The sequence below is a fragment of the Gilliamella sp. HK2 genome (genome assembly GCF_001690265.1).
In the GTDB taxonomy this organism is placed as follows: domain Bacteria; phylum Pseudomonadota; class Gammaproteobacteria; order Enterobacterales; family Orbaceae; genus Gilliamella; species Gilliamella apicola_C.
The window spans coordinates 63,156-79,887 of record NZ_LZGV01000013.1 but is presented as its reverse complement, the minus strand read 5'-3'; the positions used below and the strand labels follow the sequence as shown (position 1 = coordinate 79,887).

Annotated in this window: 10 protein-coding genes; 9 read left to right on the top strand and 1 reads right to left on the bottom strand. The window is 36.4% G+C overall.

What is annotated here, in order from left to right; genetic code table 11:
- Positions 1–234 precede the first annotated feature (234 nt).
- Positions 235–1,122: a DMT family transporter gene (locus A9G45_RS00795; protein WP_065568492.1), complete on the top strand. Its 888-nt coding sequence runs from the start codon at positions 235–237 to the stop codon at positions 1,120–1,122.
- A 208-nt stretch (positions 1,123–1,330) separates the two neighbouring features.
- Here A9G45_RS00795 and A9G45_RS00790 read toward each other — a convergent pair whose 3' ends face one another.
- Complete coding sequence (locus tag A9G45_RS00790) at positions 1,331–2,722, bottom strand: MATE family efflux transporter (RefSeq protein WP_065568493.1); 1,392 nt, start codon at positions 2,720–2,722, stop codon at positions 1,331–1,333.
- 391 nt (positions 2,723–3,113) lie between these two features.
- Between A9G45_RS00790 and yejK the strand changes: the two genes are divergently transcribed.
- The 8 genes from yejK to A9G45_RS00750 all read left to right on the top strand — a co-directional run bounded on the left by yejK (position 3,114) and on the right by A9G45_RS00750 (position 16,705).
- Positions 3,114–4,118: a nucleoid-associated protein YejK gene (gene yejK / locus A9G45_RS00785; protein WP_065568494.1), complete on the top strand. Its 1,005-nt coding sequence runs from the start codon at positions 3,114–3,116 to the stop codon at positions 4,116–4,118.
- A gap of 42 nt (positions 4,119–4,160) precedes the next feature.
- Complete coding sequence (nfo, locus tag A9G45_RS00780; protein WP_065568495.1) at positions 4,161–5,024, top strand: deoxyribonuclease IV; 864 nt, start codon at positions 4,161–4,163, stop codon at positions 5,022–5,024.
- Between the two features lie 168 nt (positions 5,025–5,192).
- On the top strand, positions 5,193–5,657 hold the full coding sequence (locus A9G45_RS00775) for a hypothetical protein (RefSeq protein WP_065568496.1): 465 nt from the start codon (positions 5,193–5,195) through the stop codon (positions 5,655–5,657).
- 198 nt (positions 5,658–5,855) lie between these two features.
- A complete protein-coding gene (locus A9G45_RS00770) occupies positions 5,856–9,554 on the top strand; it encodes a DUF4132 domain-containing protein (RefSeq protein WP_176701660.1) in 3,699 nt (1,232 codons plus the stop codon).
- Positions 9,530–10,645 (top strand): ATP-binding protein, encoded by a 1,116-nt coding sequence (locus A9G45_RS00765; protein ID WP_141673556.1) that lies wholly within the window; start codon positions 9,530–9,532, stop codon positions 10,643–10,645. Before A9G45_RS00770 ends, A9G45_RS00765 begins: the two co-directional genes overlap by 25 nt.
- A 16-nt stretch (positions 10,646–10,661) precedes the next feature.
- Positions 10,662–13,277: a DUF5682 family protein gene (locus A9G45_RS00760; RefSeq protein WP_081297765.1), complete on the top strand. Its 2,616-nt coding sequence runs from the start codon at positions 10,662–10,664 to the stop codon at positions 13,275–13,277.
- Between the two features lie 9 nt (positions 13,278–13,286).
- On the top strand, positions 13,287–14,459 hold the full coding sequence (locus A9G45_RS00755) for a VWA domain-containing protein (protein ID WP_065568500.1): 1,173 nt from the start codon (positions 13,287–13,289) through the stop codon (positions 14,457–14,459).
- Positions 14,459–16,705, top strand: coding sequence for a hypothetical protein (locus tag A9G45_RS00750; protein WP_065568501.1), 2,247 nt, complete (start codon positions 14,459–14,461; stop codon positions 16,703–16,705). Before A9G45_RS00755 ends, A9G45_RS00750 begins: the two co-directional genes overlap by 1 nt.
- Positions 16,706–16,732: the final 27 nt, after the last annotated feature.

Below are 16,732 nucleotides of genomic sequence, written 5' to 3'. Positions count from 1 at the left end.
AAAAGCCGCTGCATTAGAATAGCCGTAATGCACAATGGAATCTTGGCTTGTTGTATTATCGAGGTAAAGGCGTCAAAAGGACAAAGAAAAAGCAGATGAATGGTTCAAAAAGTCGTATGAAAATGATGTGGAAGATGAATCTTGTGAGCGAGATATTAAAGTGAATAAAATGGGATTCAATCTTGATTAAACAACAAAAAAGTGTGTACAAAATAATGAGTAATTTGTGATTTAATGAACAAGTCTTTAGGTATTTTAGCCGTTATACTGGCTTCACTATTATGGGGTACAACAGGCACAGCAGCGACTTTTGCCCCTATGTTATCGCCTTTATTTATTGGTTCGTTCGCAATGGGGATTGGTGGAATATTGCAATGTGGGTTAGCCATTTCTTACATCGTCAAAAACCGTGCTTTATTAAGATCATACTATCGGTTTTTAATCGTGGGTGCATTAGCTGTGGCTATTTACCCTTTAGCTTTTTATTCGTCTATGCATTTATCGGGTGTCACTATTGGAACGGCTGTTTCCATAGGTTCAGCGCCTATCTTATCCGCCATCATTGAATACCGAAGTCGTGATTTTATACCCACTAAGCAATGGGTTATCGGTTCCGCCTTGGGGATTATCGGCATGATCATGTTGGTTTTTTCAGACAATTCGGCAACAACAATTCAATATAACCATATCAGTTTGGGAATTTTATTGGGATTGGTTGCCGGTTTCACTTATGCACTTTATTCATGGACAGCACGGCAATTAATGTTAAAAAAGGTTAACAGTAAAGCGGCAATGGGTGCTACCTTTGGTTGTGGCGGATTATTACTGATTCCGGTGATGTTAATCACTGGCGCTGTTTTTTTTGATTCATGGAATAATATTGCTGTTGGCTTTTATATGGCATTAATACCTATGTTTTTAGGTTACCTTTGTTATGGGTATGGATTATCAAAAATACCTGCCAGTATGGCAACTACGATCACCTTGTTAGAACCGGTCATTGCAGCAACCCTTGCCATGCTAATTGTGGGTGAAACATTGTCGCTAATCGGTTGGATTGGAATGCTGCTTATTTTTATTTGTTTGGTAATGGTGTCATTATCAAACATAACGAAAAATTAACGAGATTATTTTATTTACTGATTGGTTTTAAAAAATTTTAACCAGCCCAATTATTAATTAAAAAATAGCGATTAATGTTGCTAGTAGAATATTGGTTAAAGACCCCTATGTTGATGATAAAACCGATTCATTATTGAGATCTTTAACAGATACATTGTATGAATCTTAGTAAATGGGGAGCGTAATGCTCCCTTGTTGTTTGAAAATATTATTGATTAACTTGTTTTGGGTAATGCCGACTTCTTATCGATTTAAAATACCAAATCAGTACAGTCAAAGCGATTCCCGCCGATAACAGATCCGCAATAGGTGATGATGCCCAAACGCCATTGAGATCAAACAAACGAGGTAATAGGTAAAGAGTTGGCAACAAAATTAAAATTTGTCTGGAAAGGCTGAGCAAAATAGAAATTTTTGCCATACCGATACATTGAAAAAAGCTAGTTGTCACCATTTGAAAGCCAACAAACGCAAAAGAAAGCGTTGTGTATCGAAGCGCTATTGCTGAGGTAGAGACCAAGTCCTCATCTGAACTAAAAGCGCGTACTAAAATATCAGGGATAAAAAATCCAAGAAGAAACCCAATACTGGTAATCACCGTGGCAACTTTAACCGCATAGAAAAAGGTAGCTTTAACACGTGGATAGTTTTTGGAGCCATAATTATAACCAATAATTGGTTGCATACCTTGATTGATACCAATTACAACCATAATGATTAATGTAATCAACCTATTAGCATTTGAATAGCCCGCAATGGCATCATCGCTCGAAACTTCAGATAAAGGTGCATAATGTACTAGTTGCCAATTAATAAATACCACCACAATCGAGGCAGCCACCTGCATGGCAAATGGTGACATTCCAATTGATATTATTGATTTAATATAGGTTAAGTTAAGGGTGAAATTGCGCCGATATAGCTTAATACTGCTGTTTTTACTGATAAAGTGTTGCATCACAAATAAAAAGCTAATAAACATCGATAATGTGGTTGCAAAAGCCGCGCCACGCATTCCCCAACCTAGGCCAATAATAAAAATAGGTGCCAAAATAATATTGGCAATGACACTAATAAACATAGTTACCATTGCTTTGAATGGATAACCACTGGCTCGCATCATATTATTGTAATTAAACGTCAACGTAATAAAAATACTACCTGGTAAATAAACTTCTAAAAACTCTCTGGCATAGACATGATTGGTTGCACTAGAGCCAACAAAATGTAAAACAGGATCAACAAAATAGAGCAATAACGCCAAAGTAAAACCACTTAAAACTGCGGTTAGCATAAACGATGTGCCAGCAACCTTTTCAGCCTTGTCGTTTTCGCCTCGACCTAAAAAAATCGATATTCGGCTAGCAGAACCAATGCCTACTAGCATACCGATGCCTGCCGTTAGGTTCATTACTGGCAAAATGATCCCTGCACCACTCAATGCTTCACGGCCAATCCAGTGACCAATAAAAATGCCGTCAATAATGTTATAAAGCGTATTGACAATGGTTCCAATTACAGCGGGCAGTGCATATTGCCAAAATAATGCACTAATTTTTTTATTTTTAAAATCGTTATAAACATCAAGAGAGTGAGCCATTGCTTTTAATTTCCTGCTGTTAAATATTGTACAGAAGTTACAGATAACTATGTGTTTGAGTTAAAAGAATATAATCATTATTGAAATTCGTTATGATTTATTCATGCCAGTTTGTTGGTTATATTACCAAAATAATAAACGCGGTTTGCTATTTTTACTTATTTTTAATTATTGCTGACAGTGGTTTATAGCAACTACCCTAATTTATTCATTGCCATTATGGCGGTTAAATCTTGTCAAAAAATTTTAGGTAATGATGCGTTTTAGTATCTATTTGATGCAATTTGACTGTGCTAGTTTAACAGACTGGTAAATTGTTAATAGCACTTTTTCAACGCTTTGATAAAATAACGCTCTTAATGATTATTGCGATCCAATAGGAACCTCACCAATGAGCGTACAGATAGAAAAGATCATACTGCATAAATTAATTAGAAAAAGTGATACAGAAATCGAATTACAACTTCGTGATTCAATGCTAAATAATGAGCAGGCGGTTGTTAATCTAATTGAAGATATCAACCGTATTTATAACAACAAAAGCAAAGCCTATGGGCTATTTAATAGCGACAGCTTGTTTGAGCAATCGCTAAAAGAGTTACGCCTGGGTAATCAAGACTTTTTACATTTTAGTCAGGAATCAACCAAACAACTGCGTAACGAATTGGCTAAATATCCTTTTGCTGAAGGGGGCACGGTCGTATTTTGTCAGTATCGCTATTTAGCGGTTGAATACCTGATTATTGCGGTATTAAATAGCTGTTTAAGTATGCTAGTTAATGAAGACTTAGATATTAGCGAAACGCAATACCTCGATATCGCTCATGCTGACATTATTGCTCGAGTTGACATTACCGAGTGGGAAACCGAAGCTGACTCAAAACGGTACTTAACTTTTTTAAAAGGACGAGTAGGGCGCAAAGTGTCTGACTTTTTTATGGACTATTTAGGTGCTAGTGAAGGTTTAGATGCTAAAGCACAAAACAAAACGTTGGTTAAAGCAGTTGATGATTATTGTCAAGAAATGCAATTTGATAAACAAGACAAAACTAGCGCACGCGAAAATGTTTACAACTACTGTCAGGCACAATTACAAGCAGGTGAAGAAATTGAGCTGAAAAACCTAGCCAATGAGCTCCCAACAAATGGTGAAAATAATTTTGTTGAATTTATTAAAAATAGCGAATATGACTTAGAAGAAACATTCCCCGTTGATCGCAGTGCACTGCGTCAGCTTAAAAAATTTTCGGGTAGCGGCGGTGGGTTAACATTAAGTTTTGATTCGAATTTGTTAGGTGAACGCGTTAAATGGGATCCGCAAACGGATACGCTAGTAATTAAAGGCGTGCCACCTAATTTACGTGATCAGCTACAACGCAATAGTAGCACTAACTAATTATTCACTAATCATACACAAACAGCATTCTCAGGATAAAAAATGAAATATATTGGAGCACATGTCAGTGCCGCAGGTGGGGTGGATAACGCCCCAATTAATGCCTATCAAATTGGCGCAACCGCATTTGCGCTATTTACCAAAAATCAACGACAATGGCACGCAAAACCGCTTGAATCAGCAATTATCGACAGCTTTAAAAAGCGTTGTGAAAAATATGGCTTTACCAGCAAGCAAATTTTACCGCACGATAGCTACTTAATTAACTTAGGCCATCCTGATCGTGAACAGCTCGAAAAATCACGCACGGCATTTTTAGATGAAATGCAACGTTGTGAACAATTAGGTTTAACGTTACTGAATTTCCACCCTGGAAGCGATCTAAAACAAATATCGGTTGATGAATGTCTATCACGTATTGCCGAATCGATTAACATGACACTAGACAAAACAAGTAGCGTTGTGGCAGTGATTGAAAATACCGCAGGGCAGGGCTCTAATCTGGGCTACAAATTTGAACATTTAGCGCAAATCATTGACCAAGTAGAAGACAAAAATCGAGTGGGCGTTTGCATTGATACTTGCCATGCTTTTGCCGCAGGTTACGATCTCCGTACTGAAAAAGCTTGCCAAGAAACCTTTGCCGAATTTGAAAAAATTGTTGGTTTCAAATATTTACGAGGTATGCATTTAAACGATGCCAAAAGTGAATTTGCCAGCCATGTTGATCGCCACCATAGCTTAGGCAAAGGTAATATTGGCGAAGAAGCATTTAAATATATCATGCAAGATCCAAGAATTGACGAAATTCCGCTTATATTGGAAACCATTGATCCGGATATTTGGGCACAAGAAATTGCTTGGTTAAAGGAGCAAAGCCAACATCAACCATCTTGTTCTGTATAGGATTTAATATATATTTGTTTTTACAAAACGCATCGCAATGGGCTTTAGTTTATTTATATTTTACTTACTCACTGGCATAAGGTGAGTAAGGTACTCGTATATTGGATATCGTATTAATATACGGATATTATTTAATAATAATAATTAGTTAAAATAAGGAATAGCAGTTTGAATCAATCAGTATCGTCACTAGCAGGGCTTAATATTCCACCTTATTACCCAATTGAAGAAAGCCCTTTACCAGCTAGTTTTAGGCAGACTATGCAACAAAATTATGCGCAGCAATTAGTCATGTTAGCCGCAAAAGCAAAAAACGAAGCTGATGATAATGCGATTTGGAGCAGAAATTATCATTATGCTCATGAACGTAATGCAAAATTAAAAGCATGGACATCAGATACTCTTGATGATGTTTTTGCTTATTTAAATGGCGCTGAAAAAGAAGCCAGTTTAGATCTAAACAATAATAATCAATTTATTTGCCAAAACAATCTACTATTACTTACGTTGTACCGAGAATGTCTCCAAAAATTACCAGAATGCCATGTACAGCATTTATTACGGGCATATTATATTGAAACAAATATGCAAATTACCCATAATTTAGATTTACTTTTTGAAAAAGAGGAATAACTCCAGTAAGCAGATTTGCGACAATTTACCGACTTATTAGCCAGAATAATACCAAGCGAGCAAAAGGCAAAGCGATATATCGCAGATATTTTTAACGAAATTTTCTTTACCTTTTTAATTTGCTGAAGGTTATGCGGATTATATAGCCGTTGCAAATGCTTTAAACAGATTGAATCCAGAATGGATGGAGAAAGAACTATGAATAAAATAAATCAATTATCATCACAACAACTAATTACCGCCATATTTGAACCTGTAAAGCAATTGAATAAAGCCATGCCAGAACGTATTACTCAATATATTCTATGTGGTGAAGACCCAAACGTGTTGGTTGATTTAAATCAGTTAAGCCAATCTTCAAACTCGACGAAAAATCTTTATGAATTACTTAGAAGACCTTGTGATTTGTATATCATTAGCCTTGATGACAAAGCAAATTCATCGGAAGATGCAAGAATAGTTTTTTACCAACGTTGGACTGATGAGTATTCTAATGAACAGATAACCCGTTTTGCCCGAGTTTTAGCCGCAGTTTGTAGCAATTTACACTTTATTAAACTCATTACTTCACAGGTACCATCTTGGTTTTTATATCTGCTATATGATGGTTTGATTACCACAATGACAGATTGTATTAACGAGGATCAACGACAAAATTGGTCAATTAAACAATTACATCAATTGCTTGATGCTCAAGAGCCAGAATCAAGCCAGAAATTACTAATGGCTATTTTTGATCGTCAAAATATTTCAATTAACTATCAGAGTTATTTCAGAAATTTCTTTATAATTAATGATTTATTACCTTATATTATTGAGCATATCGAGATTTTCAAACAATTACCCGAGCAAGGTATTGCGGTATTAGGGCAAGTTGAGCAATTAAAATATATCCAACAACATCCTGAGCTCCACACACTGATGATTGACTTTATTGCTGTACAGTCATTAAATAGCTCAAAACAAGTTAGCCAGCTAGCAACGGAAATGCTACTTAGCTCTCCGCGCGAAATAGTACAACCACATTTACAACGGTTATTAACCTCAGGTACCGTTAAACAACGTAGCAGTGCTGCGACATTGCAAGCTAGAATTTCATCTGATCCGACAATTTTACAACAAGCCTTAGCTAGCGAAACAAATAAAACCGTTATTACGGCAATTGAAAGTGCACTGTCTCGGCTTGAAAGTGCCAATGCCGTTGAACAACAAGCAACGTTGGTCATTGCTGATTTCGAGCCAATACAAGATATTGATTTACCAATCAATGCTCGAGATATTTTGCAACAAAATTATGAAGAATATTTGATAGAATGTGAAAAAGCAGCGCAAAAAGAGGCTGAATATAATAAAAAATATTTAACAAATTGGACGACAGAAGCAGAAACATATAAAGCTTTAAAAGCGGTCACATCGAAAGATTTGGATGATATATATCACTATTTAAATGGTAAAATTGAGCTTTCGGCATTATTTAAAAAAGCAAATAATAGCTTCAGTACGTCATTTGTATTGGCTAAAAATAGGCTACAAAATTTACCCGAATGTACACTTTTTCATTTTTTGCGTGCGGCTAGATTGGCTGATAAGTATTCTGGCATTTATTATTTTCAACAATTATATGAAAAAAACGAATTTTTAAAAGACTTTGATCTTAGGCAGATAGCCTATGTATTAGCAAAACTTGATGATCCTGAACGTTCTCTCTATGCTATTGCTTTGCCATTTTTAACCACAGACACTTATCATGAGTTCTATGAAAATGAGCCAAACAAATTATGGCCATTTTTTGCCGAACATGAATTTTTGCTTGATGAGGCGTTGGGATTTGCTCCAGCCAACAAAATCTGGTCGTATATCAATATAGATAAAGCGAGCGCTATAAAAATATTACAAACTTTTCCAACTTTGCCTGCTAAATATGTTTCTTATCTATGTGAATTAGCCTTGGAAGAAAGCAAACAAATACGCTATACAGCGCAAGATGCTTTAAGTGTAATACCAAATATTCACAACCAAGTGGAGCAGGCGTTATCATCGGCTAAACAAGAAGTGCGTATTGCAGCAGCTAATTGGCTTGCACAGTTAGGGCAAAAATCTTCGATTAAAGCATTAAATGAGGCTTTACAAAAAGAAAAGCGCGAAACCGTACAAGCGTCATTATTAATTGCGCTTGAAAAAATTGGTGAAGATATTAGCCAGCAATTAACCATTAAAAAACTATTAGCCGATGCACAAAAAGGCTTAAAAGGTAAAAAACCTACTGATTTTGATTGGTTTGATGTAACGCTAATACCATCATTAACTTGGCAAAATGGAGAAGATGTTGATCCACAAATTGTGCAATGGTGGGTATGGTTAGCTGTCAAGTTGAAAGAACCCGCTAACCCATTATTAGGCATTTATAGCCGTTTATTAAGTTTGTCAAGCCAACAACTATTAGGCGAATTTATTTTACAAAGTTTTATCAAACAAGATACTCGTAGACCAACAGTGGAAGAGGCTGAGGCACAAGCCAATTTATTGGCGGATAAGCGCTTACAACAATGTATCAAGTGGTATCAACAATATCCTCAATATTACCCAAGTTATGCCAATATCACTTTTGAACAAATATTTGAAGAGATAAAAAATGAAACACTTGCCGTCTATCTTGGATCGGCCATTAAAGCAAAAGGTCTATTAGCATTAACTCGTGGTATTGAAGGTCGTGTTGCGGTTTCACTAGTACGTAACTATATGAAAGATCATCAACAACGACGAGCACAAATTGAGGCCATGCTTGAACCACTTGCAAATAGTGATGATCCACTTATTACGCAACTCCTCTTATCGCTTGCACGCCGTTATCGTACCGCATCGATACAAGAAAAAGCACGATTATTGGTGGAAAATATTGCGAAGCGTAATGGTTGGACGACCGATGAACTCGCTGATCGCACCATTTCTACCGCAGGGTTAGATGATAATGGGGTGTTAACGCTCGATTATGGCGAACGAATTTTTACGGCGAGTTTCGATGATAAATTTAAATGGCATTTAAAAAATTCAGATGGTGATGAAATTAAAGCGTTACCTGAAGCACGTAAAAGTGAAGATGTAACGTTAGTGAAAGAAGCTAAAAAACAGTTTACTAACAGTAAAAAAGAGCTAACGCAATTACTCAATATGCAAATGACCCGTTTTTATGAAGCCATGTGCGCACAGCGCCATTGGCGAGTTGAGGATTGGCAAAAATACTTGCAACCACATCCAATTGTGGGAAGGCTTGTTCAACGTTTAATTTGGCTTGAATTAGATGACAAAGGGCAAATTGTAAATAGCTTCAGGCCAACCGAAGATGGTAGCTTAATTACTACAGACGATGATGAAATTTCATTAAATCAAGTAAATAAAATCGCTGTTGCACATTCGGCATTGCTATCAAGTGATAACATAAAAGCATGGCAACATCATCTTAAAGACTACAAAGTCACGCAATTATTTGACCAGTTTACACACTCATTACCCGATGTGAGTAAAGTTGAAGATAATATTATCGATGAATGCTTTGGCTGGTTAACTGATAGCTTTACCCTACGTGGCATTTTAACAAAATTGGGCTATAAACGTGATGCTGTTGAAGACGCAGGTTGTTTTTATGGCTACTATAAATATTTTGTTGGCCTTAATCTGTATATCAATATTGAATTTAGCGGCAGTATGGTACCCGAAGAAAATGTTCCTGTGGCACTTTTTAACCTGTATTTTAGTAAAAAACCCGGTTTAAAACACCGAGCAATTGAACTTAATCAAGTGCCACCCGTATTGCTTGCAGAAGGCTATGCTGATTATATGGCTGTTGCTAAGGCCAGCAGTGGTTTTGATCCAAAATGGGAGCAGAAGCTATTATGGTAAAAAACGCACAAGCTATTCGTTTAAGTGCTGAACAACGTTATGCTTATGAGCTAAATACGCTACTTGAATTAGATAATGCAAACAATAAACCTCAAGGTTGGAACTTATCACCCAAATTAGTACGGCAATTTATTTTAGGTAATAAAGAGCTGGGCATTAGTCGTAAATTTTTTGGTGATGATCCACTGGTCGATCGGGCAATTGTTTCTTTACTTGGTAAACAAGGTTTGATGTTAGTCGGTAAGCCGGGGACCGCTAAATCGATGTTGTCTGAATTGCTAGCGGCAGCAATTAGTGGCGATTCAAATCTGACTATTCAAGGCACGGCTGGCACCAGTGAAGATCATATCCGATATGCTTGGAATTACGCTTTACTATTAGCTGAAGGACCAACAGAGCGCGCATTAATCGGCTCGCCTATTTACCATGGTATGCAACAAGGTAAAATTGTTCGTTTTGAAGAGATCACGCGTTGCCCACCCGAAATTCAAGATGTACTGGTATCATTAATGTCTGAAAAGCAAATGATGATCCCTGAAATGGGGCAAAGTGTAAAAATGAGTGCTAAGCCTGGATTTAATCTTATTGCTACGGCAAACTTGCACGATCGTGGTGTGCACGAAATGTCGGCTGCATTAAAACGTCGCTTTAATTTTGAAACGGTTAATCCTATTACAGATAAAAATTTCGAAATAGAATTAATTCAAACACAACTTAATCAGGAATTAGGCGAATTAAAATCACAAGTCATTGTCCCTATTGATGTCATTGAACTGCTAGTGACCACATTTCAAGAGCTAAGACAAGGGCAAACGCAAAATGGCACTCACCTTAAAGTGCCTGATGCCGTGATGTCAACGGCTGAAGCTGTGAATATTGTGTATGCTTCAGCATTAGATGCTTATTATTTTGGTGATGGCACACTAAATGGGGGGCAGATTGCCAAACAACTGATAGGTGTTGTTTTAAAAGATAATGCTGACGATATCAAACGAATTCAATTTTATATGGATAATGTGGTGCGTGAACGGGCTAAACATTCATCGCAATGGCACTCGTTTTATCAGGTATCTAAACATTTTTGGAAATAATTAATCAATAATGATAATGAGCCGATCACAATTACCACAACGCCTACAACATGCTTTAATAGGTAAAGATGCTTTGCAACAACAGCAGATCTATTTTGCGCCTGTACGTCATCATAGTCCTGCTTGTAGCTATGCTGTTAGGCAACTGATTAACCAAATTAAACCTACCCATGTTTTAATTGAAGCGCCTGCGAGCTTTTCATCCATACTCGATGAATTATTACATCACGAAACTGAGCCACCTATAGCCATACTTTGTCAAGCTGATATCCAAATAGCAAAATACCTAAATAATGAAGAACAGGCGATAGGCAATGAGCAAGATAACGAAAAAGATAACGATAATGAATTGCTATCAGCAACGGAATTGATTACGCGCACCGCATTTTACCCATTTTGTAGTTATTCACCTGAATGGCAAGCAATGCAATTGGCAAAAAAATACCATGCTAATATTCAATTTATTGATCTACCTTGGGCTGAGCAAGCTGTTCAAGAAATGATGCCAAAGCATGATGCATCATTGTTATGTGAAACCTATTTGAAACACAGTGAATATATTACGCAATTAGCTAGAAAATTACACTGTCGTGATCATGACGAAGTTTGGGAACATTTGTTTGAATTACGTGATTTTGCTGATATTGCTAACTGGTGCACTTTTTTTGAAGATACTTTCATTTGGTGTGCCATGGCAAGGCTAGAATATACTGCTTCATCGCTTGAATTAGAGGGCTCTAGCCAACGAGAACAGCATATGATAACGGCTATTAGGCAATTAAAACAGTCCATGCCAGAGGCAAAAATTGTCGTTGTCACAGGAGGATTTCACACTTTAGCACTGTATGAGGGATTGGCGAACGCAAAACTCATTGTACCGAACAAAGCAAAAATTAATAAAGTAAATCAACAGCGCGAGGCGAAACAATGGCAAAATAAAAATGATGGTGATCGAACTTGGCTTATTCGTTATAGTTTTGAGCGCCTTGATGCATTAAACGGCTATTTTGCCGGTATGCCTTCTCCTGCTTATTATCAAGAAGTGTGGCAGTTAATGCTAACTTATGAACAAAATTATGAACAAAATCAATCACAAACCACACAAGATCACCGACAAGCACAAGCCTTACAATTTTTATCAAATATTGTGCAGCAATTACGAAAACAGCAAAGTGTTGATAATGGTGCCAATAATGAAATTGGCTTGGTACCCTTAAAATCTGCGATTGAACAAACCTATTTATTAGCCGAGTTACGAGGGCATTGTGGTCCAGGACGATATGATTTACTTGATGGTATACAGTCAGCCTTTATCAAGGGCAGCATTCATGATGTGCGTGGAGAATTTTGGCAAATAATTCATCGTACTTTATCGGGCGACCAATTTGGCAAAATCCCAAGTAACATTGCTTCACCGCCGTTAGTCAATGAGGTTTACGCAATGCTCAAAAAGTATCGTTTTAAATTAGACGATACATTACCTAAAATTGCACATATTGATATTTACCGTAAACCTGAACATCGGCAACGGAGCCGTTTTTTACATCTGCTGGCTTTTTTAGATGTTGGCTTTGCCCAGCGCCTTGATGGCCCCAATTACCAGTATGGAACACGGTTAACCATCATGTTTGAAGATTGGCAATACCAATGGACACCAATGGTTGAAGCCAAGTTAATTGAGCTATCACAACAAGGCACTCGGTTAGAACACATCGCTTTACAAAAACTACATCTATTGATGGAGTCATTAACCGAAGATGGCATAACCCAACCTTGCCAACTTGTTGTTCAAATTATGCTAAAAGCGGCTTTAATGGGATTTCCATCCTATTTTACAGCGTTATTGACAAAGCTATCAAAATACTTAGATACGGACAATACATTGTCATCATTAGTTGATTGTGGGCATCGATTACTTTATTTATGGCAGGGGCGTGATTTTTTAGCGCTTAATGATAGTGTCACTTTGTTAGCTTTATTAGCTAAAGTACCAAGGCAAGCTTTTTTCTTACTAGATACATTAAAGCAATCAGATGAGCAACAACAGCAAGAAAATTTCAATACATTATTATCACTTAGAGATCTACTCAATAATTTACCTGAGCAACTTAACTCGAAAAAGCTTAAGCAGGATTTTTATTTTAATTTACAACGTTTACAGCCTTTATTAACCCAAGCGCCACTAATTCGTGGTGCCATTGATAGTCTCTGCTACCTAGATTCGCAAATTAGCCAATCAGAACTTGATGAAAAAATAAAAATTGCTTTTGATTTAGGTGCTCAATATGAACAGGTAAGTAGTTATTTAACTGGCTTGATTCAATGTTCACCAGAATTACTTATTCAATCGTCGCAACTGCTAATGAGCCTTGATGAATTGTTGGTACATTGGGATCAAGAAAAATTTATACAAATACTGCCTGATTTACGATATGCCTTTGCAAAGTTGACGCCGAAACAAAATGCGACAATTGCTGAAAAAATTGCTAAAAAATATCATATCAAAAAGCAGAGCATGGACTTTGAACAATATAAATTTAGTGATGACGACTTACAAAAAACACTCGCTTTAGAATTTGCTATTTGCCAGTATATTAATCAACAACAACTCCAAGATTGGTTTAAACGGTAAGGTATAAACATGAATAATAATAAACCAATAATCGACACGCAAACCGTTAATCATATTAAACGATGGCGGTTGATTTTAGGTAAATATGCTGATTATCACCTTAATCAAATAGCATTCGATCAAAATGATCTTAGGTTAGCACAATCATTAGATTTCCTTTATCGGCATGAATACCGTCAACGAGGGTTAAACGTGGATGAACAAGATCACACAAAGCACAAAGGGAAGGGCGGTAGCAATCATCATTCTGTGTTTAACACCATTAGTTGGTTAAATAAAACGCGAAAACTATTTCCTAAAAGCACTTTTGAACGAATGCAACAGCAGGCAATAGAACGTTATCAATTACACGAGATCTTAAACGATCCTAGCGTTATTAATGCGTTAGAACCCAATATGAATTCGCTGCATTTATTAATGAATTTTCGGGGGCAATTAAAAAAAGAGGTTTATTTGGCAGTAAAAGAATTGATTCAAAGGGTTGTTGATCAGATCTTACAAAAAATTAAACCCAATTTTATTAATGCGATAAGCGGTAAAAAACATCGATTTCGACCTTCCCAAATACGTTGTAGCCAAAACTTCGATTGGCGAGCTACAATGAAAGCCAACTTAAAACATTTTGATCAAAACAACCAGCGACTGATGATTGAAAATGTCATTTTCAACTCGCGAATGAATAGGCATTTACCTTGGGATATTATTTTATGTGTTGATCAAAGTGCATCAATGAATAACTCAATTATCTATTCTGCGGTTTGTGCAAGTATCTTGGCGAAATTACCTACAATTAATTTGCACTTGTTTGTTTTTGACACGCAAATTGTTGATCTTACTCATTTAGCTCACGATCCTGTTGAAGTGCTTATGAGCGTTCAGTTAGGTGGCGGAACAAATATTGCAAAAGTGCTTAATTATGCTGAACAAAAAGTCAAAACCCCGCATCGAACTATTATGGTATTGGTTAGTGATTTTTGCGAAGGGGGATCACTCATTGAACTTTATACCACCGTGTCAAGGATGAATAGTAACCGCATTAAAATGTTAGGATTAGCCGCATTAGACGACAATGCCGAGCCGGTTTATGATTTGCAAATCTCACAGCAATTAGCTAATCGAGGTATGCAAATTGCTGCATTAACGCCTGAACATTTTGCTACTTGGTTAGTGGAGGTTATGTAATGAGTTGGCAGCAAATTTATTTAAATTATGATCAAGACGCTTTAGCGCTTTATGCTAACATTGGTTTAATTCGCCGCGCTCGTAAAGATATTGAGGCAAATAAAATTGAATTTATTCAGCAAGAAAATAATAATATTTTGCAATTCAATGCTGATGGACAACAAGTTTGTTTGCCTGCACAAGGGATTCAAGCTGCCAGTTGCAGTTGCCCAGCGCATGGGCATTGTAAGCATATCATATCGGCTGTTTTATGGTTGCAAGCGCATAATTCAGAGCATAGTTTAGCGAATGGTTCAGCAAATAGTTTAGCAAATAACTCAGCAAATAACTCATTACCAGAAGAAACTCCCCCTCATTGCACTAAACGAGATGATAAAAGCCCAATAAAACCATTAATGGCATTAGATGATTTGAATAAAGTTAATAATCAGGCTAAACAAGATCAGATTAAGCCAATCACGCCTTTAACTAACGTGTTAACTGAATTATTATCATTAGATGCTAGCAAGCTTTTAAAAAAAGCAGGTAAAGCGAACACACTGACGGCTTATGAACTTGTATGCAATTGGCAAAAAAATAATTTACTGACAATTCAATACCAACAATCGCAACAATCGCAACTACGTATTACGGTACCTGAAAGTTCTGAACCTATTATTTATATAGCAGGAACAGGTTTTGATGGGATGATCTCAGCGCTCCCCATAAAACAAAAAATGGCTGTGCATTTAGCCATTATTGCTTATCTTTTTGAACAAAATAATCAAGCATGGCAATGGCCAGTAACCGTAGATCAGATAAAAAATGAGACTCAACTACTTTCACTTGAAGAAATTACCCTCATAAAACAGATTCAAACATATATTTATAAGCTTATTTATCAAGGCTTATCTCATATTAGTCATAATCAACTATCGCATTTACAATTATTTAATATATCAGCCAAAACACAAAATTTACCGCGGTTGGCGGCAATGCTTAGGCAACTATGTCAATTGGTTGAATTACTGGCTAAACGCCATTTTACCGTTGCAGAACAAGATATTTTACTGTTTTTGGGGCAGATAAAAGCTTATACCGAAATGCTATTACATAATCAAGGTGAACCGCTTAGTAAATTGCGAGGTAAGATAACGCGCCAATATAAAACAACAGAGCAAGCACTTGACTTATTACCATTAGGGGGATATTGGTGGCAAAGTAAAACCGGAGCCGTTGGTGCAACATTTTACTTTTGGGATATAAAACAACAACAATACCAAGAAACGACATTAGCCAGAGCTGATAAAAATGATATCAATTTTAACCGTGTAACAATTTGGAACAGTATGTCGATATGGCAAACATCCCCTGATAGGTTAATGCAAAAAGCCATAACACTTCATCGCCCTCGTATATCCCAAAATGGCGAGTTAGCCAGTAGTGGTTCGACCGCTACGTTACAACAAAACGGGTGGAATGATGAAAATTATCTTAAATTTAAAGCAACTACAGGCTTCCAAAATTGGTCAGTATTAAATGGTTATTTGCAAAATAGCCATTTGGATGACGTTCTTTTTAATGAGGTAGTATTTGTTCATATACAAAATAACGATAAGCCGTATTTTGATGAAATTAGGCAAAGTTTAGTTTGGTGCGTAAAAGATGCCGAGAAAAACCAGTTATTTTTACGGCTGTTTTGGGATGAATATAGAAAATCACGCATTGAGGTTTTACGTAGTTTTCTAGAAACACAAAATCAGCCTTTAACCATATTAGTGAAAGTCGTAAAAAACGAGAGTTTTTTAGATTTAGAACCTTTCGCTTTACTTTATAAAGCACAAAAAACAAATGAAATAAAAACCTTAAATCTTGATTTTGAAGATTCTTGGCGCCGAAGAAAAACCGTAGTGGCCGAACACATGTTTCTCTCAAATACTTATACAATGCGAAAAATGCAGTTAAGCGAAAATAATTACACTAAAGATTCGCTTTCAACTTTTATTATTCAGCCACTATTAACAATACTTGAAAGTGTGGCTTGTTCGGGACGACTTGAATTATTTATCGATCAAAAACAGCAATTGAAAGCGATTCAACATGATTGTGATACTTTAGGATTAAACTCGTTAAGTTTAGTGTTAAACAAAATCCTTAGCAATCAACTCATCTCGATAACGCATCTATTACAAGCGGTTTATTTATGTTATCTATTAAAAAAAATGCATTATCAATTACCTATACAGCTTATTAAGCCGAATTGTTAGCTTAAAAATCGTTCAGAAAAGCTATTG